13 protein-coding genes and 1 pseudogene are annotated in these 24,588 nt (G+C 43.8%); 5 read left to right on the top strand and 9 right to left on the bottom strand.

The features are described 5' to 3' along the window. The first annotated feature begins 23 nt into the window (after positions 1-23). Positions 24-1,529 carry an L-arabinose isomerase gene (gene araA, locus V6R21_RS02325; protein WP_334240131.1) on the top strand — a complete coding sequence of 502 codons (1,506 nt, stop codon included), beginning with the start codon at positions 24-26 and terminating at the stop codon, positions 1,527-1,529. Between the two features lie 239 nt (positions 1,530-1,768). Further along, positions 1,769-3,172, top strand: a complete 1,404-nt coding sequence (locus V6R21_RS02320) for a sulfatase family protein (protein ID WP_334240129.1) — start codon at positions 1,769-1,771, stop codon at positions 3,170-3,172. Positions 3,173-3,227: 55 nt separating this feature from the next. On the opposite strand, the gene V6R21_RS02315 is transcribed toward V6R21_RS02320, so the two are convergent. Beyond that, the gene (locus tag V6R21_RS02315) at positions 3,228-4,217 is read right to left on the bottom strand and encodes an endonuclease/exonuclease/phosphatase family protein (protein WP_334240128.1); all 990 of its coding nucleotides are present in this window, start codon (positions 4,215-4,217) and stop codon (positions 3,228-3,230) included. Between the two features lie 20 nt (positions 4,218-4,237). Continuing rightward, entirely contained in the window at positions 4,238-4,495 is a 258-nt protein-coding gene (locus tag V6R21_RS02310; protein ID WP_334240126.1) for a hypothetical protein, read from the bottom strand. Positions 4,496-4,796: 301 nt separating this feature from the next. Here V6R21_RS02310 and V6R21_RS02305 point away from each other — a divergent pair. Further along, positions 4,797-5,126: pseudogene (locus V6R21_RS02305) on the top strand (nuclear transport factor 2 family protein). 77 nt (positions 5,127-5,203) lie between these two features. Here V6R21_RS02305 and V6R21_RS02300 read toward each other — a convergent pair. The 7 genes from V6R21_RS02300 to V6R21_RS02270 form a co-directional block, all read right to left on the bottom strand. Next, positions 5,204-6,709, bottom strand: a complete 1,506-nt coding sequence (locus V6R21_RS02300; protein ID WP_334240124.1) for a sulfatase — start codon at positions 6,707-6,709, stop codon at positions 5,204-5,206. A gap of 100 nt (positions 6,710-6,809) precedes the next feature. After that, positions 6,810-8,471: a sodium/sugar symporter gene (locus V6R21_RS02295; RefSeq protein ID WP_334240513.1), complete on the bottom strand. Its 1,662-nt coding sequence runs from the start codon at positions 8,469-8,471 to the stop codon at positions 6,810-6,812. A 425-nt stretch (positions 8,472-8,896) separates the two neighbouring features. After that, the gene (locus V6R21_RS02290; protein ID WP_334240511.1) at positions 8,897-10,294 is read right to left on the bottom strand and encodes a sulfatase family protein; all 1,398 of its coding nucleotides are present in this window, start codon (positions 10,292-10,294) and stop codon (positions 8,897-8,899) included. A 2-nt stretch (positions 10,295-10,296) separates the two neighbouring features. Next, positions 10,297-12,123 carry a glycoside hydrolase family 2 protein gene (locus tag V6R21_RS02285; protein ID WP_334240509.1) on the bottom strand — a complete coding sequence of 609 codons (1,827 nt, stop codon included), beginning with the start codon at positions 12,121-12,123 and terminating at the stop codon, positions 10,297-10,299. A gap of 44 nt (positions 12,124-12,167) precedes the next feature. Next, positions 12,168-13,604 carry a sulfatase gene (locus V6R21_RS02280; RefSeq protein WP_334240507.1) on the bottom strand — a complete coding sequence of 479 codons (1,437 nt, stop codon included), beginning with the start codon at positions 13,602-13,604 and terminating at the stop codon, positions 12,168-12,170. 83 nt (positions 13,605-13,687) lie between these two features. Further along, positions 13,688-15,229 (bottom strand): RagB/SusD family nutrient uptake outer membrane protein, encoded by a 1,542-nt coding sequence (locus V6R21_RS02275; RefSeq protein WP_334240505.1) that lies wholly within the window; start codon positions 15,227-15,229, stop codon positions 13,688-13,690. 22 nt (positions 15,230-15,251) lie between these two features. Next, positions 15,252-18,284, bottom strand: coding sequence for a SusC/RagA family TonB-linked outer membrane protein (locus V6R21_RS02270; RefSeq protein ID WP_334240503.1), 3,033 nt, complete (start codon positions 18,282-18,284; stop codon positions 15,252-15,254). 478 nt (positions 18,285-18,762) lie between these two features. Here V6R21_RS02270 and V6R21_RS02265 point away from each other — a divergent pair, with 478 nt between their 5' ends. Together V6R21_RS02265 and V6R21_RS02260 are read left to right on the top strand one after the other, a co-directional pair. Then, positions 18,763-22,932 (top strand): hybrid sensor histidine kinase/response regulator transcription factor, encoded by a 4,170-nt coding sequence (locus tag V6R21_RS02265; RefSeq protein WP_334240501.1) that lies wholly within the window; start codon positions 18,763-18,765, stop codon positions 22,930-22,932. A gap of 234 nt (positions 22,933-23,166) precedes the next feature. Next, on the top strand, positions 23,167-24,534 hold the full coding sequence (locus V6R21_RS02260; protein ID WP_334240499.1) for a sulfatase family protein: 1,368 nt from the start codon (positions 23,167-23,169) through the stop codon (positions 24,532-24,534). The last annotated feature ends 54 nt before the right edge of the window (positions 24,535-24,588 follow it).

Genomic DNA, 24,588 nt, shown 5'->3' with positions numbered 1-24,588 from the left:
ACGAATAAAAATATACTATTAAAATGATCAACCTTAAAGAACGTGAGATATGGTTCGTGACTGGCAGCCAGCACCTATATGGGGAGGAAACGCTGAGACAGGTCGCTGAACATTCCAGACAGATCGTCAACGGTTTGGATGACTGTGAGGAAATTTCCCTGAAAGTGGTCTACAAACCTACCGTCAAGACGCCCGAAGAAATCTACGGTCTCTGTCAGGAAGCCAATCAGGCAGCACAATGTGTAGGCGTGGTAGCATGGATGCATACCTTCTCTCCTGCCAAGATGTGGATTCTAGGATTGAAAACCCTGCAAAAACCGATGCTGCACCTGCACACGCAGTTCAACCGTGATATCCCTTGGTCAGAGATCGATATGGACTTTATGAACCTGAACCAGTCTGCCCACGGTGACCGTGAGTTCGGGTTTATCAATACCCGTATGCGCCTGAACCGCAAGGTGGTCGCAGGTCACTGGCAGGATCCTGAGGTACGCAGAAAGATCGATGTTTGGGCTAGAGTGGCAGCTGCCAAAGCAGACTTGCAGGGAGGAAAATTTGCCCGTATCGGAGACAATATGCGCTATGTGGCGGTAACCGAGGGTGACAAGGTTTCTTCAGAGATCAAATTCGGATTCTCGGTGAACGGCTTCGGCCTGGGTGATCTGACAGAGCATATCCGATCAGTGGAAGACCCCGCTGTCGCTAGCCTGATGGAAGAATATGAGTCAAGCTACGACATGACTGACAATCTGTTGAAAGGCGGTACTCACCGTCAGTCTCTGATGGATGCGGCTCGCATTGAGTTGGGACTTCGCAGTTTCCTTACCAATGGCAACTTCAAGGGCTTTACCGATACTTTTGAAAACCTGACCAATATGGTTCAGCTGCCGGGCATCGCAGCGCAAAGGCTGATGGCAGACGGATACGGTTTCGGGGCAGAAGGCGACTGGAAAACAGCCGCCATGCTGCGTGCCTCCAAGGTAATGGTGGCAGGGCTGAAAGGCGGAACTTCTTTCATGGAAGACTATACTTACCACTTTGAGCCGGGCAAGGAAGCCGTACTCGGTTCCCATATGCTGGAAATCTGTCCTTCAATCGCTGACAGAAAACCAAGATGCGAAGTGCATCCTTTGGGTATCGGTGGCAAAGCCGACGCTGTCAGACTGGTGTTCAACTCTCCGGCAGGACCTGCCATCAATGCCTCACTGATCACGTTGGGCGACCGCTTCAGACTGCTCGTCAACGAGGTGGAAGCCATCACTCCACCGCAGGATCTGCCGAAACTGCCCGTTGCCAGGGTATTGTGGCAGACCACTCCGGACATGAAAACCGGACTGGAAGCATGGATTCATGCAGGAGGTGCCCACCATACAGTTTACAGTCAGGCACTGACCACCGAGTATATGGAAGACTTTGCCGATATGTTTGACCTGGAGCTGGTAGTGATCGACCAGAACACCCGTATACGTGAGTTCAAGCAGCAGTTGAAATTCTCAGACCTGTACTACCAGCTGAGAAAAGAGTATTAGTAACTATATCTCTCTACTGGTACAAGTATTAGCCTAATAAGAGAGCGAAGCGAGTGAAATTGGCGGTACTTGTATCCTTCTTTTTCGGGAAGCATATGCTTCATTTTGAAAAAGTCCAAGCACCGCTTCGCTAATGCTTGAACTAGTGTAATAGGAAATTCCTATCTTATCATTCATTTTTCTTTGGAAGGAAGCTGCTAATTTCCGTTTGCAGCTTCTCTTTTTTAACCGTATTTGTTATGTCAAGAATCATCATTTTACTCTTCGGGATATGGTCGCTGGCAAGTATGAGTTTTGCCCAGCAAAGACCCAATATCCTGCTGATCGTCTCGGATGACCACGGCAAGGAAGCCATCGGTGCCTATGGCAATCCGGTGATAAAAACCCCAGCCATGGACAGGCTGGCGGCAGAAGGCATCAAGTTCAACAACGCTTTTTGCACCTCGGCAAGCTGCAGTGCCAGCCGCTCGGTGATCCTGACCGGCAAGTTTGGGCATGCCACTGGACATTACGGTCACGAACATGCCTACCATCATTTCAGTACTTTCGATGGTGTGAAAAGCCTTCCCGTCATGTTGGAAGCATCCGGTTACCGGACTGCAAGGGTGGGTAAATATCATCTTGCACCCGAAAAGGTCTATCACTTTCAGCATGTCCTGCCATCCAACTGTCGCAATCCGGTAGAAATGGCGGAAGCGTCCAACAGTTTTATGAGCAACTCGGATGATCCTTTTTTCCTGTATTATTGCCCCTGCGATCCGCACCGGAGCCATGACAACGCCAATGACAAGCCTTTTAAACCAAACCTTTTCGGAAACAAGAAAAACGGTTACAAAGGCGTAACGACACAATCCTACAAACCGGAAGAGGTGATTGTCCCGGGTTTCCTGCCGGATACGGAAGCGACCCGTCAGGAACTCGCACAATATTATGAGTCCGTTAGTAGAGTGGATCAGGGACTTGAAACGCTGATCAGACAGCTGAAGGAATCCGGTAAATACGACAACACTCTGATTATCTATATTTCAGATAACGGTGTTGCATTTCCGGGTGCCAAAACCACGCTCTACGAACCGGGCATGCGTCTGCCGATGCTGGTTAAGATGCCGAAACAGGAAGGAAAAGGAAGTGAGCGGAATCAATTGGTCAGCTGGGCAGACCTGACCCCCACCCTATTGGAAATAGCAACCGGACAAATTCCGGACGAAGGATTTCAGGGACACTCCTTTACCGAAGTACTGCACAACCCGAATACGAAAGGACAGCCGGAAATTTATGCCGCCCATAACTTCCATGAGGTCACAATGTATTACCCTATGCGGGTGATCAGGACGGACCGATACAAGCTGATCTACAATATCGCCCATCCGCTGCAGTACCCATTTGCTTCTGACCTATGGGCATCCGCCACTTGGCAATATGTGATGAACCAGGGAATGGAACAATATGGAAAAAGGGCAGTGGAAACTTACCTGCACCACCCGAAGCTGGAGCTTTATGACCTGAAAAACGATCCTGACGAAACCATCAATCTAGTTGACTCACCTCAGCATCAGGAAACACTGAACGCTATGACTGAAAAGCTGATCAAATTTCAGAAAACCACTGGCGATCCTTGGGTGTATAAGTGGGAGTTTGAGTGAAAAATAGAAAATCCACTGCCTAATATGTCAGTGGATTTTCTTTATCAATACACTATCAAAACATTACCCTACCTGTAACTGGTAAATGGTCAGAACTTCCCCCGCTGATCACTTCAGCACCTACAGCCTGCAACTGACCTCTGATAAAAATATAATCTAGTGTAACAAAAGGCTGTACCTTAGCAAGATTGGGAAAGTTTAATCCCCATCCCTCTCCCTTTTCACTATATAAGTTTACCCATTCAGCATTCAAATCCCTATATAGGGGTTCAAAAGACATGGTATTTAAGTCTCCTATCAGCACTTGTGCATCAGTTTTATTCCTACTAATTTTTGCCAGCCTCATAATTTCATCTAACTGAGTTTTTCTTAATTCATAATTGGCTTTATACAGCTCCATAAACTTGTCAGGATGTTCCACTGCAACTGCAGGAGATGCTAGATGTACATTGAATAGTTGAAGCCTTTTATCTTTAATTGATATGTCTAGTACTTGAGCAAAAGGCAATTGATTCGAGTTTAGTAACAATTTGTCACTCAATATTGGATATTTTGAAAAGCAGGCTATACCGTGGGTTCCATCTTGAATATAAATAGCGTTGTAAGGATATACCCTACTAAGCTGTTCAGACAAAGTTTTTTTCCATTTAGGTGTTACTTCCTGAAGAACCAATATTTCAGGGTTCCTCTTTGTTATTTGTCTTATTACAGCTAAAGGGTTCTTGTTTCTAAAGAAGACATTATAAGTCATCATTTCAAGTTCAACACCTTCCGTTACATTAGCTAAAGCAGGCTGCGAAAAACTATACCAGAGTGATTCAACCAAAAGCAACAGTAAAACAAAAAACAATACCCCTCTAAGTATTTTCAAGGTCGTTATTTTAAAAATTCTGTACAGAATTATAATCCCAATCAATACTATCGCCCATCTGAATATTATCAAAGAGGTTCCTAACAGGTAATGATCCCTTCCCAAAAGTAATAATGAACAACAGCCTAAGAATAGAATCGAAATACCTTTTAAAAAACTCATTTTCTCTTTCATATTTACATGTCATCCAATAATTATAGGTAAAAGTGTTTTTCTGACCATACCCATTCATTATGCGTTTTGCAGCAATCAATAACCTCTATTGCTATTGGAAAAAGCTGATCAATATCCCTTATAAAATTATGTATGTATGCATTTAAATCTATTTTATGATTTACACTTTCCTCAAAGTTTTGATTGTAATAACCAACTTTTTCTCCATTACAGAAGACCTTCACGAACTTCTGAATACCCACTTTCTTGAATGTAATATCCAAAATACCATATTTCACTAATGTGGCTTTTAATAAGGCATCTTCAGTATGTAGAATTTAGCTTTCATCCAACTGTTGATCATTAATACCTCTCCAATAGGATAACAAATTGTATATTCTTCCATATGTTCACTTTGATTTACACATAGTTCAATTTTTTGGGACATTAGCATACTCAAAACCTATACCCCAATAGAATACATTCATTAAAAATAACTCAAGTAATTAAAACAAAACTACTCTTTCCTGTCCTTTTTTCTTCTTTTGTCATAACCATTTCATGCTCTAAAAAAAAGATTTAGAACCTGAGAAAACTAATGTGACGAAGATTATCCAAAGGTTTTATGAATCATTTGAGAAGGAAGATATCGATCTCATGTCTGAACTTATGGCACATGATGAAAGTATGCTTAGTTTTGGAACAGGTATATCTGAGCATCATGATGGATGGAAGGAATGTAAAAAAGCTCACATAGACCAGTTTGAAGCAATGAATGAAGCTAAAATTGACTCGACGTAAGCAACTGGTATCTAACTGTCAATAATGAATCAGCCCAAATAGTATAATGTTCGAATTACAGGGGTACTAGAAAAAAGGAATAACATTTGGAAAATAGTACAAATACATGCCTCAGTTCCCCAAAGTTAAACTATCGACGGGTTTAATGAAATCTCAATTATATTAGAAGGAATACAATTGAGATTTCTTTTCAAGATCTCCTTCAACTATTTCTGCTTTTCCTTTCTTTTATTCTTCTTCTTACTCTTTTTACCATATGCTCTATGTAAAGGCGTCAGCTCCCGCATTACCTCGTCAAAATCCCTATTCACTTCCAGTCTTCCGCCTGTTGATTCAGCCCACTTTTCAGGAATAAATTGCTGATGGTATTCAATCACTTCTTTCATATCGCTTTTTTCTACGATATTCTCAAACTCGTAAGGGTCTTGCTTTAGATCATACAATTCTTGCGTTCCATTTGGATATTGAATGTAGCGGTACTGCTCGCTTCTAACAGACGAATATTTTATGCCATAAGAAGTAAAAGAAGGTCTATCCCATTTTGCATTCGGGTTTTCAAGTAAGTAGTGAAAACTTTGCCCATCCATTTGTTGCGCTGGTTTGCTGATGCCGCAATACTCGACCAAGGTTGGGTAGAGATCAACCAAGCTTACAGTCGCATTGGATACACTCCCTTTTTTGTCAGGCATACGTACCAGCATCGGGACAATATCCGCCATATCCCAAAGCGTGGCTTTTCCCCAACGCTGTTTTGATCCGGCATGAAATCCATTATCCGAAAACAGGATAACGATCGTATTATCCGCATATTCAGATTTGTCCAATGCTTCCAATACACGACCTATATTCCAATCCGCAAAACTAGTATTGGCAGCATAGCCATAGAGGAATTTTTTAACCAAAGCATCAGGGTTTTCCTCACTACCTTGAAAATTCTTTAGGGAGTCCACCAGCATTCGCCCTAAGAATGGTACATCATCCAGATCTCCTTTTTGGTGAGTTGCGGGCAAGGTTAATTCCTCTTCATTGTACAGGTCAAAGAATCTTTTCGGGGCAGTGTAGGGTGAGTGTGGTCGCCACAAGCCATAGCACATGAAAAAAGGCTTTTTGTGTTCTCGCTCCAGAAATACGACAGCTGAGTCAGCATTCCACACATCGGGAAATACCTGATCATCTTCATACGCCTTTACAGACTTGAACTTGTTTCCGCCATACCAGTATTGTTGGTCTTCAGGAAAAGGTCCAAACCCTCCATTTCGTGCTAATGAGTTGTCCCACATTTGCTGTTTCCGTTCTTCAGGAACAGGACTGTGGGTGAGTTTTCCCCTACCCCACGTTTCATATCCATTTTCTTTAAAACATTCCGGCAAGCTCTTGATTGCTTTTACCTTTTCAGAACGGTTCCAAGCATCGCTACCATTTAAGTAAGACCCTGAGGTATGAGGATACAAACCACTGAAAAAGGAAGAACGGGAAGGATTGCAGACTGGAGAATTGCAAACGGCATTCTTAAAGTTGATGGACTCTTTTGCCAATTTATCGAGGTGGGGAGTCTGGACTACCGGGTAGATTTTATTGACCCCAAAACCGTTCATATCGTCTGCAATAATCATCAGGACATTGGGCTTTTTCTGCTGTTTGGTGTTTTGTGCCCAAAGCGAATTAGACAACAGTAGCAGAATTAGAGCTAGTATTATGTATGGTCTTTTCATTTTATTATTTACTTCAAAATGAATGGAATCGCTATATAAAGCGATTCCACTTTTCCCTAAACCAAATTAACCGATTGAAAGTCTGTTTGCTGTTTATCCTCTACCAGAATACCAAATATAACACAGATAGAATACCACAAATCCCTATTGATGCAATATTGAAATGCGTACTGGTACTGAAAAGTCCTTTATCCAGTTTGATGCTTTTCTCCTTGTCTTCTGTTCCCATCAGTGAAACAATCACGCCTACAGCCAACAGTAATATCATCACGATAAACATCCTGTCAAGGAATGGCATGGATGGAACCAAGACTTTCATTCCCCATGAAAGCGGGAATGTCAGGATAGCCGCTGCAAAGGCTGCATTCGCTGTTGCCCTTTTCCAGAAAAGACCTAAGGTAAAGATCACCAATACACCCGGTGTTACAAGTCCTGTAAACTCCTGAATAAATTGGAATGCCTGATCCAACTCACCCAACAATGGCGCCACAAAAACGGCAATCACCAAGGCTATTACTGACACAAGACGTCCCATACTTACCAACTTCTTGTTAGAAGCTTCTTTTTGTATATGTGCCTTGTAGATATCCATTGTAAAGATGGTGGATGTACTATTGATCATGGATGCCAGAGAGGAAACGATGGCTGCCGCCAATGCTGCAAATGCCAACCCTTTAAGTCCTGTCGGGATAAAGGTGTTCAGCAACCAAGGGTATGCCTCATCTGATTTGGTGATAGCGCCTGCTGCCATATCCGCTGTTGTTGAAGCCAAATTTTCTCCCACATTGTAAGCCATTGGGTCTTTGTTGATCACAAATGCCACAATACCCGGAAGTACCACAATCAGTGGCATCATCAATTTCAGGTAACCGGCAAACACTACCCCCGTCTGTGCATCTTCCAGGCTTTTTCCTGCCAATGCACGTTGGATAATATATTGGTTCAGTCCCCAGTAAGCCAGGTTTACGATCCAGATACCTCCGAATAGGGCTCCCAACCCTGGCAACATATCGTAGGCATCTACAAAACCGCCGCTTCCATCCGGAATCATGGTTCCTTTCTCAATGATCATCTTAAACTTTTCAGGTGCCTGTTGGAAGGCAACTTCCAATCCTGACCACATTCCTTCTCCGCCTGAAAGTGCATCAAATGCCAGATAGGTAGTCAACAAACCGCCAATGACCAAAATCACAACTTGTACTACATCCGTCCATGCTACTGCAGACAGACCGCCATAGACCGAATAAATACCTGCAAAAAGTGCCAGTCCGGCAATGCCATACATGATCGGAATGCCCATGATAATCTTCAAACTCAAGGCGCCCATATACAATACTGAAGTCAGGTTGACGAACACATAAACCAGCAGCCAAAATACGGAAAGGCTCATGCTGACCCTGCCGTCAAAGCGTTCCTTCAGGAATTGTGGCATGGTATAGATGCCTTTCTTCAGGAAAATCGGCAGGTAGTATTTGCCTACAATAATCAGGGAAGCTGCCGCAATCCATTCGTAGCAGGAGATGCCCAAACCAATGGCAAAACCCGACCCTGACATTCCGATAAACTGCTCTGCCGAAATGTTGGAGGCAATCAGTGAAGCACCAATTGCCCACCAAGGTAGTGACTTGGATGCCAGAAAGTAATCCTCTGCCGATTTGGATTCCCCTTTCTTGTCTCTCGACACCCATAATCCCATACACATAATCAGGATGCCGTACCCGATAAAGACGGCATAATCCCAAAAAGAAAAACTACTCATCATAACCATTTCTTATTTAGCAATGAGTCAGCAGTTGGCACTGCCTTCATTGTAAGTGTGTAATTTTATTTCATTTTCATCTTGGAGGTAGACAAGGCTAGCCTCCTTCATACATGTTCAAATATTGGGAGAAGGCAGTCATTCGGGTTGCCCTGAGGTTTCTAAATAGGGCTTGATCGTTCAGATGAGAGCAGAAGGGAAAGGTTGGTACAAATGGGACAATAGAAAATGCTTTTGGGCAATCGTAAAAATCGAGGTGTTAGGAGGTTACAGTTAATAAAGGATACTCATATGGAGGCACACCCTACATTTATAAAAATCCTAATTAGAAATTAAAAAAGCTTACTCTGCTTCGACTTCGCTCAGCCACCTCTATTAGTTTCCTGAGCGAGTCGAAGGAATTTCTTTATATTCAAGGATCTATAATTTTACTTAACCGTTTCGGAAAATTTTTCCAATTCTATGGTCAGTTGCCTGACTATTTCAGGATGCTTGTCATATAGGTTATTGGATTCGGAAATATCCTCCTTCAGGTTAAACAATTCCGGTTTTGAAGTTTCGTCCGAATGACGTGCACCACTTTGGGGCAGCAGTTTCCAATCCCCAATCCGGATGCCGACAACATGCTTTCCTTTGGTGTAAAGTACTTGATTCCGTGCCAACGGGTGGGCAGTGTTTTCCAAGTGCCTTGCCATATTGATTCCATCCGTTTGACCTTTTGGCAATTCCACTCCAGCGTAATAAGCAATGGTAGGCAATAAATCCACTGTTGAGAGAATGGTTCCGACTGATTTGTCCGCATCCCATTTTCTATTCCAATGCATAATGCACGGTACCCTTACCCCTCCCTCATAGTTGGTAAACTTACCATCTCTCAAAGGCGCTGCATGACCTGCCTGATCTTTATAACCCAACCAAGGACCATTGTCGGAAGTGAAAATCACTATCGTATTCTCATCCAACCTGTTATCAGTCAAGTATTGCATTAGCCTGCCAACGTTCCAATCTATTTCCTCCACCGCATCTCCGTAAAGACCTCCTATGCTTCTGCCTTCAAACTTTTCTGAGGCATACAAAGGAACATGGGGCATAGCAGGTGTCAGGTAGACAAAAAACGGTTTGGGACCTTGTTTCCCAATAAAGTCCATTGCCCTGTCAAAGTACCTCTCAGTCAGGGTCGTCTGCTCACAAGGATATTCTACAATCTCATTGCCTTCAAACAATGGACATAACCCACGTAAACCCTTTTCCTTGATCTTCTGCCTATCCTTTTTGTTTTCCAACACAAATCGCTGATCTGCTTTTGCCTTTTCTAGGCTGTAACCTTCCCTGAATACCACATTTTGAGCAAATGACTGCTTGCTGCCGATATACATATCATTGCTGTACGGAATACCGAAGTACTCGTCAAATCCCTGATTGAGTGGCAGGTTTTCTTGGCTATCTCCCAAATGCCACTTACCAAAGCAGGCGGTGACATATCCAGCCTCTTTCAATATTTCAGCTATGGTGACCTGTTCGGAATCCATGCCTTGCTGATCAGGAAAAAATACACTTCCCACACTGCTTCTATTGGGATATCTGCCCGTCAGAAGGGAAGCTCTCGAAGGGCTGCATACCGATGCCGTTACGTAAAAATCCGTACAGCGGATGCCTTCTTTTGCCATCCTGTCAAGGTTGGGGGTACTGATATTTGGAGAACCATAACTACCCAAATCCTGATAACCCTGATCGTCAGTGAAAATAATAATTACATTAGGTTGGCTAGTTTGTGCCATTGCAAAGGAAATGGCACAAACTAACCAACCTGTCAGAAAATACTTCATCCTTATAATCCTTCTTTCTTTTCGTAAGTACTTTTATTGGCTTCCGTCACTCTTTTCTGATCCAGCTTTACTTCCTTGCGGTCATAAGTCCAAAGTCCGTTCATCTCATTTTCCACATCTGTCCATTGGGTGTAAACGGCGGCGCTTAATCCCTCTTTCTTGAAATCCAGAATCTGCCCGATAAATTTCTCGTACTCCGCTGTTGCGGCTTCCATTCCCTTGTAGTTGAAATGCACCCAAGGACCGTCCGCATCCCATACGTGTCCTTCCAGCTTATAGCCGATTGCGCCGTATTCGCCACAAACGACGGCACGTTTCTGATTGGCAAAAGGACAGTTAGGCGGACGGTAAGAATGGTTGTCCTTGATATGCCCCACCTCATAATCAATGTCCGGCTTTCCTGCATCAATGCCGCTGTTACCTGTCACCAGTCTGGTTGGGTCCATTGCCATTACGTTTTCCGTCAGCCTTACCGGATCATACAGTCCCCAATGTTCATTGAATACTACCCAAGTGATAATCGACGGATGATTCCAATGGGTCTTAACCATCTGCTGCAACTCTGTTTCAAACTGCGTTTTTTCTGCTTCCGTTCTTTGCTTATTAGAACTCGGCATATCCTGCCAAACCAGTATGCCTAATTTGTCACACCAATAGTACCAGCGTTGTGGCTCCACCTTGATATGCTTACGTATCATATTGAACCCGAACTCCTTGGTCTTCTCAATATCCCATTTCAATGCCTCATCCGTTGGCGCGGTATAGATGCCATCGGGCCAATAGCCTTGGTCAAGTGGTCCCATCTGAAAGACAAATTCATTGTTCAGCTCAATGGTCTTCAAACCTTTTTCTCCTTCTCCCAAAGCAATTTTTCTGATGCCTGTATAGCTTTTCACCTGATCAATTACTTCCTCTCCCTTTTTCAATTTCACTTCCAGATCATACAAAAAAGGACTGTCAGGAGACCATAACTTCGGGTCTGCTATTTTTACTTCAATAAGTTTATTCAATTCCCCTGTTCCTGTTGCGACTATCTTTTCTCCATCCATGACCAACAGTTCTACCTTAGACTGATTGGTGTGAGATTCCGGAAGTGCTGTCACCGAAATAGTCTTTCTATCGATATTGGTGGTGATTTTCAGGTCTGCAATATGGTTGGTGCTGACAGGTTCAATCCAAACCGTCTGCCAGATGCCCGAAGCAGGTGAATAGGAAAAGCGTTGCGGATCAGCAAAACGGGTGTTGTTCTGCTTGCCGTAAGCGATACCTTCCTCATTGCCCGGATCTTTTACTTTCACGATGATCTCCTGATTCCCTTTCGCATTCAGGTAAGGGGTAATATTGAATGAGAAAGGATCATAACCACCCTTGTGCTGTCCTACGCAGCTTCCGTTGATGTATACCAATGCCTCATAGTCCACTGCTCCGAAATGCAGCAGCACGTCTTTTCCTTTCCATCCGGCAGGAACGGTAAAGGTTCTCTTGTACCAAGCCGAACGGCTATCCAACTGTCTTCTGATACCGGACAGTGCCGACTCCCAAGGAAAAGGCACCAGTATTTCTTCTTTCAGCTTTTTGCCGGAAGGTACTCCATCTGTAAGCTGTGCTTCCTGAAACTCCCAGATTCCGTTCAGGTTCTGCCAGTCAGCCCGCTCCATAATTGGTCGAGGATATTCGCCCAATACATTCTCAGGATCCAGCTGTGCTGCCCAAGGGGTCATCAGCGAACTTTCCTGCATTTTCCATTTGCTCTTCTGTGCTACTGCTCCTGAAACTGACAAGGTCAGTACCAATAAGCTGATACAGTATTTAAATACTTTATCATTCATGATTTGTCTCGATAAGGATTAAAAAAATTGTCTGAATGTCGTCATTACAAATTACCGGTTGTCTTAGGAATTCCATTTTTGAGCAGCAACGGTGTCTGCCATTCCTCCGGCAACCATTGGGCTATTTCCTTTTTGACCTTGTTATACTTCGGGTCATCTGCCAGATTCTTGAACTCAAACCCGTCTTTCTTGTGGTCATACAGTTCTTCCGTTCCGTCAGGGTAACGGATATATCGGAAACGTTCTGTTCTTAATGTTGCCCATTGTTTACCATTTGCAGTAAATGCCGGACGTGTCCAGTTCTTGTCCTTAATATTTTCCAGCAATGGCAGCATACTGTTTCCATCCAACTTTCTCTCAGGGCTTTGCAGCTGACAATATTCAATCAAGGTCGGATAGATGTCTACCAAACTAACTGGTTTGGTACAGACTTTTCCAGCATTTTTCATTTTCGGATAACGAACAAACATAGGCACTCTCGTAGATTGCTCCCACAACATAAACTTACCCCAATGGTCTTTTTCTCCACAATGGAAGCCGTTGTCTGACCAAATGATCACAATGGTATTGTCAGCGTATGCGCTGTTATCCAATGCTTCAATCACCCTGCCCACATTCCAGTCTGCAAAGGAATTGCAGGCGGCATAGGCGCCAATCATTTGCTTCCACGTTTCCTCTGTTCCTTTTCCGGCATGTTCAAACCTGCTGAATGGGTCAATTATTTTCTTGGAAAGGGAAGTGACATCCGAAAGGTCTCCATCACGGTAACCTGCCGGCAAATCAAATTGCAGCCCTTTATACATATCAAAAAAGCGCTTAGGTGCCGTAAACGGTGTATGCGGACGCCATAAGCCATAGATCGCCAAAAACGGTTTATCATGTGCTTCTCCCAAAAATTTCATCATGGATTCCGCATTGATATTATCCGGAAAATCCTCATCCGGCCCTTCCCATGCTTTCTGGGAGAAAAACTTGCCATCTACCCATTCCTCCTTGTTATTCGGAAAAGGCTTAAAACCTCCCTTGTATACGTGGGCATCAAACATGGCTTCCTCCCTTCCTTCCGTTAGCTTGGCATGAAATATCTTGCCCTGTGCATAAGTGGTATAACCCTGATTATGGAAAAGTTCAGGAAGCGAAGTGACCTCTTTCAGCAAATCTGACTGTCGCCAAGGGTCTGCCCCATTCTCATAGCTGCCTGTCACATTCGGATTGAACCCACTAAAAGTGGCTGCCCTTGAAGGGTTGCATGCCGGTGCCGGACAGTGGGCATTGGTAAAGCTGATCGCCGTTTCCCTGAATTTATCGAAGTGGGGCATCTTCACGCCCGGATATTCATGGAATACGCCATAACCATTCATATCATCCGTGATAATCAGCAGCACATTGGGCTTTTTATGGGCTTGGTTTTGAGCGTTTACCTGCAACACCCCACAGCAGAAAAGGTAAACAAGCAGTAATATTTTGGGGATCTGGTTCATAAAAAAGTAGTTGGGTAAATGAAAAGAAAAACACTTGTATGAATTCGTGAACCCTTGCCATAAGGCAAGGGTCCACAATCAAATCAATAACCTTCGTTCTGTTTCAGGTTCGGGTTCGCATCCATATCTCCTTGTGGAATCGGCCACAGGATATAATCCGCTGAATGCGCCTCATACCAGGGACTTCCGTCCCCTTTCAGGTCTTTGGATGCTTCTGTAAACGTACCGAAGCGTACCATATCCCTTCTGCGGTGTCCTTCCGAAAGCAGCTCAAAGCCCCTTTCCCAATACACTGCTTCCAGCGTGTATCCCGAACGCAACTTCTCGCTATGAAGCGCAGGATCAAATACCCTTGCCCTTACCTGATTGATCAGGTCATCCGAAACAGCATTCGGACCGCTTTTACGAATCAGTGCCTCAGCCTTTTGCAGCATGATATCTGCCAATCTTATCAGCGGTACTCCATGACTATTGAAGATGCCAATGGCACCCATATCCACTTCCCACTTAGTGATTCTTACTCCGTCAAAAAGTCCTGCATCCCAATAGTCAAACTCCACCTTGTGGTTAATCTCCTGACCGCTTTCCTTTAATGGCTCTCCGTTTTTCCCGATCACCAGTCCAGCCAGCAGCCCTTCGCTCTTACGGATATCGTCATCGTCCATCATGTTATAGAAGTAGGGCTGAACACACATGCCGTTCTGCCCCTTGCTTGGGAAACTAGGATACAAATCTTTGATATAAGTATCGGTCAGTGATCGGTTCACTGTTGGCAGGTTTCCATTTGTGATGCCAGCCTCAATATCGAGGTAAAGCAGAATCTCCCTTGAAGCATCCTCGTTCTTTACCTTGAACAGGTCAAAGTAATTGTCTACCAATCCGTAATTGCCGTTTTTCAGGATTTTATCGCATTGTTCCACACATTCGTCCAGCATTGCCTGCCCTTTCCATATTTCTGCATTCAGGTAAAGGGTAGCCAACAGGGCATGGGCTGTTTCTTTTGTCACTCTTGGGAAAGGCAATGCATCGCTTTCTCCCCTTGACGGGATTACCTGTGCCACTTCCAGCAGTTCCGATTCTATAAAGTCAAATACTACTGATCTGCTTTCTCTGCCTGCCAGGTTCGTGGTTTCCACTCTTGAAGCAGTTACCAACGGTACATCGCCCCACATATCTATCAGGTACATATAGAAAAGTGCTCTCAACAGACGGGTTTCTGCTGAATAGAGGGCATTCAGGTCTGACTGCTCTGCCAATGAAAATGTTTCCAATGTAGCATTGGCAGTCATAATTCCTTTGTAAAGTCCTGCCCAAAAACTCCCCATCATCCGCTGTTCGGTAGACAGGATGCGGTGACGCTCAAACTGTTTGAAGCCATCATAGCCCCATGCGTTACCTCTTTGCGGAATGGCAATTGCATCCGATTCCATATCCAGTCCTTCCAGTCGCCAATCCGACAAGATGCTCATCGTACTGTAAACTGTCGCCTGTGCCGCTTCAAATTCCGCTTCCGTTTTATAAAACTCATCTGCAAAAATCTCCGAGAAAGGTTGCTCCTCCAAGTCTGTGCAAGCGCCAAGCAGCACAGTGAAAGTCAGCAATGATATTTTCAGTATATGTTTCATGGCAATAGATTTTCAGGTTAGCTTAAAAGGTTACATTCATTCCGAAGGTGTAGCTTCTCGTGACAGGATAGCTTGCGTACTCAATACCATAGGCAGGCAATTGTCCTGATCTTCTGCTCTGTTGTGCCACATCCGGATCAAGTCCTGAATAGTTCGTGATCGTAAACAGGTTACGGGCAGTCGCATACACTCTCAATCCTTTCAGCCAATTGACTTTAGTGGTATTTAGCTTGTAACCCAACGTCAGGTTGTCCAACTTCAGGAAATCGCCTTTCTCCAGCCATCTGTTGGAGAAGTTATAGGTCAGGTTCGGGTATTCTCCTCCAAACTGATCCAAACCATAATCATACAGGTTGAAACTGTTGTAAAGGTTGGTCGGTGCCGACATCACCAGTTTTGTATTGTTCAGCAGATAGAAATCGCTTGCACCACGCAGGAAGAAACTGAAATCCCAATTCTTGAAACGGGCAGTAGTCGTCAATCCGTAAGTCACATCCGGAATCGCATCGCCGAAATACTTGCGGTCCTCATCGGCATTCAGCTCATTGAAGAGTACTTCCTCACCCTTGCTGTTCAAGAAATACTCCTGATACTGACCTGTTTCGTCTTTGGCTACCTTCGAAAATTCATACGTGTACCAGCTGTTCATGGCTTCTCCCTCCGCAATCCGGAAAGCAAATACCCCGTTGTTGGTACCGCCATACAACTCCCCGTAGTACTGGTCTTCCTTATTATACAGTCCGTTGGACAGGGAAACAATCTCATTGCTGTTGTGTGCCATATTGAAGCTGAAGTCAAGGGCAAAATCCCCTTTCTTAAGTGCCTTCACGTTAAGGGCAGCTTCTATACCGCTGTTGCGCATCTCTCCCACGTTATCCGTAATGGTTGAAATGATGGTCGGTTGCGGTACATTGTAGGTCAGCAGCAGGTCATTGGTGTTCCGGATGTAATAGTCAATATTTCCGGAAACCTTTCCGTCCAGCAACTCGAAGTCAACACCGTAATTGTAAGCGGTAGTGGATTCCCACTTGATGTTCGGGTTCGGGAATTTGGTTGGCGCTATGGTCGTCACATAATTGCCATCTCCCATATTATATTGATCGGATTGTGGCTTCAGCGTACTCAACGAAAGATAGTTGCCGATCTCCTGATTACCGGACATACCCCATTCAGCTCTTACCTTCAGCATGGATACCAGCTCATTGCTTTTCAGGAAAGACTCCTCCGCTACGTTCCATGCCAATGCAACTGAAGGGAAAGCAGCCCATTTGTTGTTGACACCAAATTTGGAAGAACCATCTCTACGCATGGCAGCTGTCAGGTAATACTTGCCTGCATAGTTGTAATTAACCCTCCCAAAGAATGAAATCAGCCTTGAAGAGGACTTACCTGAAGTCGGCTTCTCAGGGTTTTCCAGTGCGGCACCTAGGTTGTTATTCAGGTTGCTGTCGGTCAGGAAGCCTACTCCAACTGCACTCTGGTTGGCACTGAAGTTTTCCTGAAACGAGTAACCTGCCAAAGCATTAATGGCATGGTCACCAAATGACTTGTTGAACTTAAGGGTCGTTTCCAGAATATTGCCCCAGTTACGGTTACTGCTTTTTCCTGCCCTGCCCGTCGGGTAACCTTTCGGGCTGCTCTTTGGCCAGTAGATATCACGGTAGCCAGCTCCATCGCTGTAAGTATAGCTCAGGTCATAGGTCAAATAATCTGTAAGGGCAAAGTCTGCAATCATGTTCATCACCATGTTCTTGGTGGTAAACTCGTCTGTCAACTGATGCAGCAGATTGTAAGGGTTGAAATATGAGACACTGGCAGGATCAATCTCTGTATCCAGTCTGTAGGTAGGATCATACTGAATTGCTTGTCCGACAGCACCCGGCTCGTTGGAACCAATCGTATACATCTGTCCATTCTGATAATCCCTCGTGTTGAAGAAGGCATTCAGTGACAGTCCCAACCTGTTGTTAACGGCACTCTGCTTCAGTTTAAGGTTACCAGAGATTTTCTGCATACCGGTTTGGTCTACCACCCCTTGCTCATCGGTGTAGCTCAGGGAAGCATAGTAAGAACTTTTGCCTTGTCCACCCATTAGGCTCAAGGAATGCATCTGCGAAAAGGCATTGCGGGTAATGGCATCCTGCCAATCGGTAGCTGTTCCACCGTTTTCCCTACGGGTAAACCCATTTGTATTTTCCTCAATCCATTGCTGTGACCGATCAAAGGCTGCTGCATCCAATACCGGATACAGGTTTGCCGCGTTTGAGGAAGTCAGCCTCACATCGTAGGTAATGGCACTTTGCTGTCCCTTTCCACCTTTGGTCGTGATCATGATTACCCCGTTGGCAGCCCTAGAACCGTAAATGGCTGTAGCCGAAGGACCTTTCAATACGTTAATGGATTCAATATCATCTGGATTGATAAAGGACATCGGATTAACATACACCGGATTTTCTCCTCCAAAACCACCTGCTGAAGAAGCACCTCCTGTTCCGAATGGAATACCATCAATAACATAAAGTGGTTCACTGCTTGAATTGATAGAAGTGATACCCCGCACCCTGATGCGGCTACCGCCACCGGGCTGTCCGTCAGCAGCATTGATCTGTACCCCCGGAATCTTGCCCTGAATCAGGTTTTCCGGTGAGGAAGCCATTCCCTGTACAAAATCGTCCCGACTGATGGAAGCCACCGAACCGGTCAGGTCTTTCTTTTGGGTGGTACCGTAACCCACCACAATCACCTCTTCCAATTCTTCCAGTGACTCTTCGAGTTTGATGTCCAACGTGGTTGCATTACCTACCACCAAAGACATTGATTTATATCCAATAAAAGATACTAGCAGTACATCGCCTTTGGATACCCCCAACTGGAATGCCCCATTGGCATCCGACATGGTTCCTTTGGCTGTGTTCTCTATCTGTATATTGACGCCAGGCAACGGAAAACCTGTGGCTGTATCCGTTACCTTTCCTTTCAGGATCTGTTCCTGTGCTAAAAGCTGTGCATTGGTTCCAAACAGCAGCAAGCTGAGTATAATCAGTACATTTCTCATTTGGTCTATTAATTCAGTAAAGGATGATGGTAAACCATTTGATTTGAAAATTAAGTATGGATTATACACTTATATTTCACAAATGTATTTATGAATTGTCCAAATGTTCACTATCAAAAGAATTGATCAATACGGCGATTCTAGAGGTAACATTTGAACAAATGATTTATTCCAGCCTCAAATAAGTTGGGACGTTTGGGACAATATATAAGCAGGAGTCAAGTACAGCTGAAATGGATACCAATCAAGTTGCCTATCTGTACTTAAAACTATTCACACTACTTGTACAGTAAGACTAGTCAAATGAAATCTACTCATTCCAAATGTATCTGTACGACCGTTTCAATTAGCCCTTTTGTTCACAATGCTTGTCTTTATGTTCAGAAAACATCCACTTTTTTTAAATGTATTTTTTACATAATTGTCAATATTACAATATTGAGTTGCACAAAGACTAACACAAAAAGTTCCCATGAAAATGAAAAAACTACTTGCACTCTCATTGCTGATTTCTCTGATAGCTTCCTTCGGCTCAAATGCCCAGCAGATCAACTATCAGGTCACTAATTACAACCTGAATCAAGGACTTCTACATACTGATGTACAGACTATGTTGCAGGATCAAACTGGATATCTTTGGTTAGGTACTCGATCGGGTTTACAGCGATATGATGGTTACAGTTTTAAAAACTACCACATTTCACTAGAACTTTCGAAACAAGGGTTGAGCAACAGGATTAAGCATATACAAGAGGCAAGTAGCAATAGTCTTTGGGTAACCACAGAAGGCGGTATCTATCACTTTGACAAAAAGTCTGGTGTATTCAAATCACTGCATTTTCCAGAAGAACAGCAGCCTGATCTTCCTAAAATGACTTTCAGCCTTGATCAATCTTGCTTGCTTACTGTAGCAAGAAATGGACTTTTTGAGGTATGCCTTGATGAGGAGCACCAAATAACGAATGTCAAGAAGGTACTTGACTTGGAGGTACATGATATTCTTCAGACTACACCTGGTGCTATTTGGCTCATGACTAGCAATGGTGTATGGAAATACCATTCTGCAGAAAATATTCAGCAGGTACAATTAGGAGAACATACTTTCTCCTCATTTTTTGCAGGTCATTACAGTCCCAAAAACGGACTTTACCTTTGTAGTGGCGACAGTAAAGTATTTAAGGTTCCACATAAGAGTCTGAATGCCCTGAACCTCTCAGAAAATATTATTGTGTGGTCCCTACCTGAAACCATGGGCATTAGCCCCAAGATGACTTCTGTCTATGAAGATGTAAAACAACAGGTATGGATCGGAACAGTGAATGGCTTGATCCAAACTGACCCTAACTTCAGCAGTGGTGTTCGTTACCAACGTGATGGCGATCATCAGTGGCCTTCGACCCATCATATTACCTGCATTCTGGGAGACAGGACAGGAGGTATGTGGATTGGTACATTAGGGGGTGGACTTAATTTTATTGATTTAACCCAAAAAGCCTTTATGACCTTACCGCTATCGGTGACACGTCAGATTGAGGAAAAGAACATCAGAGCCATCCAGTTTGATGCTTTGGGTAACTTATGGGTGGGTACAAGCGCTGGTGTCTATACAATCAATATGCAAGACTATTCAGTACGACACCTTGAACACGATAAGCATAACCCACAAAGCATCTGCAATAACAATATCCGCTGTATGCTACTCGATAAATTCAACAGGGTATGGATAGGCACCGATGGTGGTATCAGTATCCACACAGGTGATTACCGCTTTATAGAATTAAAATCATACCCCAATAACCCTAACAGCCTGACTCATAACCAGATTTATGATATGACCAATGATGCATTTGGTAATATCTGGGCTGGTTCTTGGGCAGAGGGACTTAACAAGATCAGTTTCAACGAGGACGGTGATTTTAGTATCAACCGATTCAGAGAAGGAAGCACCCACGAACTGGGACTTACTTCCAATGCCATTACTGGCGTGTATGCTGACCAAAGCAGACCGGTTGTCTGGATCAGTACCCGTACAGGCATCAACCGCATCAGGTTAAATGAAAAAGGGGAAGCTATAGATGTACTACATATCAATTCGGCTAGTGACTCACAGACTTTGAGTTCTGCTTTCGTTATGCCGATCCTACAAACCAATGACACTACCATTTGGGCAGGTACCATTGGTGGCGGACTAAACAAGATTGTACTGAAAAGCAATGATATCCGCATCAAGCATTTCACGACCGAACAGGGTGCGCCAAGTAACGATATAGAAAGTTTGACGCTTGATAAACATGGAAAACTTTGGATTGGAGGTAGAGGGATTGCCCAATTTGACCCCAAGACTGAAAAGTTTATCAATTACAGTACAGCCGACGGACTGGAAACCAACAGCTTTAAGCCACACGTAGTAGCCAATGGCCCTAATGGTCAGCTATGGTTTGGTGGCGTAAACGGTATCAACTACTTCTACCCGGACAGTATCCTTCATAACCCGTATATGCCAACCGTCCGTTTCACCAGCCTGAAAGTCAACAATGCAGATATTGAAACAGGAAAAAAAGTAAACGGAAAGGTAATTCTGAAGAATAACCTGTGGCAAACCAATACGCTGGAGCTAGACCATGAAGAGAATAGCCTGACCGTATTCTTCTCAGGTTTCCATTACTCCAACAATGAAAAGGTCTATTTTAAATATATGCTGGAAGGGCATCAGGAAAACTGGATCACCACCTATGAACATCACGCTGACTTTGGTAACCTTCCTGTAGGCAACTATACGTTAATGGTAAAAGCCTCCAATGGCGAAAACCTTTGGAGCTTGCCTGCTAAGATCAAGGTGATCGTCAACCCACCTTGGTGGCAATCCAATGCAGCCCAGAATGCCTATTTTATCATAGCAATTCTCCTGCTCTTGCTTGCCTTTTACCTAATGACTATTTGGCTGCGAATGAAAAAACAGGCCGAAATCGAGAAAATAGCACATGAGCAAAGTGAAAAGATGCACGAAATGAGATTGGATTTCTTCACCAATATCTCACATGAATTCCGTACGCCTTTAACGTTGATCCTTGCCAATATCCACAAGCTGGAGGAAATTGCTAACCAGAAATCAGCCGGTGAACAAAAACTGATTAACAGTATTTCCAGTAGTGCCATTCAACTTAATAAGTTGGTTAGTGAACTTTTAGACTTCAGAAAAGCTGAAACAGGTCACTTCAAGCTAATGGTAAACAAACTCGACTTATACGATTTTGCTAAAGATTTTGCAGAGCAATTCAACAGCCTTGCTGAAGAGCGAAAAATTGGATTTGAGAAGAAGATACATTTCAGTAGCAAAGAGGTTGCCTGTGATCCTAAAATCCTTCAGAAAATACTGTTCAATATACTTTCTAACTCCTTCAAGTATACGCCTAATGGTGGTATCGTTGAATTTGAATGTACAGATATGCCTATCACACCACATTCAATCTATTCACACCATGTAGCACTGAATGAGCAAGAAAACACACACCCATACTTCTGGATAAGGGTAAAGGATAATGGAATGGGTATCAGTGAAGAATCATTGCCACATATTTTCGAAAGTTACTTTAGAGGTAATGAGACTGAAAAGCTTTCCAATATCGGGTATGGAGTAGGTCTGGCATTGGTGAGAAGCCTTGTATCCTTGCACAATGGTGTAATCCATGTATTTAGTGAAAAGGGCAAAGGAACGGAGATGTTCGTAGGAATTCCAAACTCCATCGAAACATTGCCGGCAGAACAGCTACAGGTGGAAATGCGCTTCGAGGAGAGCATCCTGAAGACCAAAACTCCGACTGTCATGTTCCAGTATGATAAGGTAGATATTGCCGAAAACACCAAGGAACATACCGTTATGTTGGTAGAGGACAACCCGCAGCTGCTCTCATTCCTTTCTGACCATTTCAGTGATAACTATAATGTATTACAAGCGACCAATGGAATAGAAGCACTAGAACTATTGGAATATAAGTATCCGCATATCATAGTCAGTGATATTATGATGCCTGAGATGGATGGAATAGAAATGGTCAAGAACCTGAAAGAAAACAAGTTGACACAACATATTCCGGTGGTAATGCTTACTGCCAAGAACACAGAAAAGGATAAGGTTGAGGCTGCCAAAATTGGTGTTGAAACCTTCTTTGAAAAGCCGTTCAACCTAGAGCTGATGGATCTAAAAATCAAGCAGATCTTGAATGCCCGTACCGAACTGAAAGTCAAATACCAGCACGATATTTTTGTGGAAGCGCGTGAAAAGGCAGATAATCGCTCCGATAAGGAATTCCTGAATGAGTTTACCAAGGTAATTGAGGATAATATCTCGACCCCAAACCTGACCGTGGAGTTTATCTGCAAGTCTTTGGGAATTAGTCGTACCAACCTTTACAAGAAAGTAAAAGCCGTAACAGGTTGCTCGATCAACCAATTTATCAGGCAGGCAAAAATGAAAAAGGCAGCCCTGCTCCTGTCATCGGAAAACCTTTCCATTCAGGAAGTGATGGAGCTGGTCGGTTTCCAAAGTCCATCTTATTTTACAAGAGCATTTAAAAAGGAATATGGTATGCCTCCTACCAAATTTATTCAGGAGGAATGTCGGAAAGAGGAAATGGAAGAAGCAATGTAGTATAGAAATAATAAAGAGGGTGTCATGAAAATGGCACCCTTTCTCTTGTCCTTATATCCCAGAAGTATTGGGTGACTGTCACAAATGTTCAGATGATGGCAGTTTTGTTCAGAAAAGTACCCTGATACCTGAATTCTGAAAGATAGTGCAAATGCCTTATGCCAGTTACGGCGAACTTGCCTTTCCTATCACGGACATTTATGTTACGCTTTATCCTTTAATAAAAATACTGTAATGAGACTCCTTATTTGTATTGCTTTTATACTGGTGGCGCTTCAAACAAACGCCCAGAAAAAACCGAATATGCTGATCATTCTGGGAGATGATTGTACCTACTCTGACTTGTCTATCTATGGCAGCGAGAACAGTATTACACCCAATATTGACAAGCTGGCGAATGAAGGATTAACCTTTGACAATGCATTCGTATCATCATCGATGTGTCAGCCTTGCCGCTCTGAACTCTATACAGGACTTTACCCTATCCGTAACGGAGCTGCATGGAACCACTCTCGTTCCAAGGACGGTACCAAGAGTATTGTACACCACCTAAAGGAACAGGGCTACAAAGTAGGCATTGCCGGTAAAGTCCATGTCAGACCCAAGGAGGTTTTTCCGTTTGATATGGTGAGTGGACTAGAAAGAAGTTGTGTTAAAGAAACCGCTGAATTCTCTTCTGACGGCATCTCCAAATTTATGCAGTCGGAGGAACCTTTCTGTCTGGTGATTGGACTAGTATCTCCACACCTGCCTTGGACATTGGGCAATCCTGAGAACTTCCCTCCTGAAAAAATCAAGTTGCCTTCTTATATCGCAGATACCAAGGAAACAAGGGAAGACTATGCACGCTATCTGGCTGAAATACAGGTAATGGATGAGAAAGTCGGTAAAATTCTGGAAGTACTGAAGCAATCCGGTAAGGAAAAGGAAACACTGGTAATGTTCTCCTCTGAACAAGGCTCCCAGATGCCAGGTGGCAAGTGGACAAACTGGAACACAGGGGTACATACTGGACTTGTATTCAAATGGAAAGGTCATATTCCTCAAAAAGTAAGAACAGATGCATTGGTACAGTGGGTAGATGTATTGCCGACCCTGTTGGATATTATCGGGAAGCCATGGCAAGATTACGGATTAGATGGATTGAGCTTCAAGAAAGTGCTGGAAGGAAAAGGAAAATCAGACCGACAGTACGCCTACTTTATCCACAATAACCTGCCTGAAGGTACTGCTTACCCGATCAGGGCTGTGACTGATGGCAAATACCACTATGTCCGCAACCTGATGCCTGAAAGTATCTACTTGCAACGCTACCTAATGGGCAATACCGAAAACCAGCATATCTGGAGTTCGTGGATGTTCCACTCCAACCAGAATGAAAAAGCCGCAGCCATGATCAATCGCTATATGCATCGACCTGCTGAAGAGTTTTATGATATGGAGAATGATCCCTATAACCTGAACAATATCAGCCAGGAAAATCCTGAACTGATGGAGAAGATGTCGGTAGTGCTTGACAAATGGATGCAGGAACAAGGAGATCCTGGTTCAGAGATGGATACACCTAAAATGTTGAAGAAAGCTAGAGCTGGAGCGCTATAAAAGCAAGCACAGGACAAGAGGCTACACTCGCCTTTAACGGATGGAGGTCCGCCC

The sequence above is a fragment of the Limibacter armeniacum genome, from assembly GCF_036880985.1.
Classification (GTDB): domain Bacteria; phylum Bacteroidota; class Bacteroidia; order Cytophagales; family Flammeovirgaceae; genus Limibacter; species Limibacter armeniacum.
Note: the sequence above shows the minus strand (reverse complement) of the source record. Positions and strands in the feature narration are given on the sequence as shown.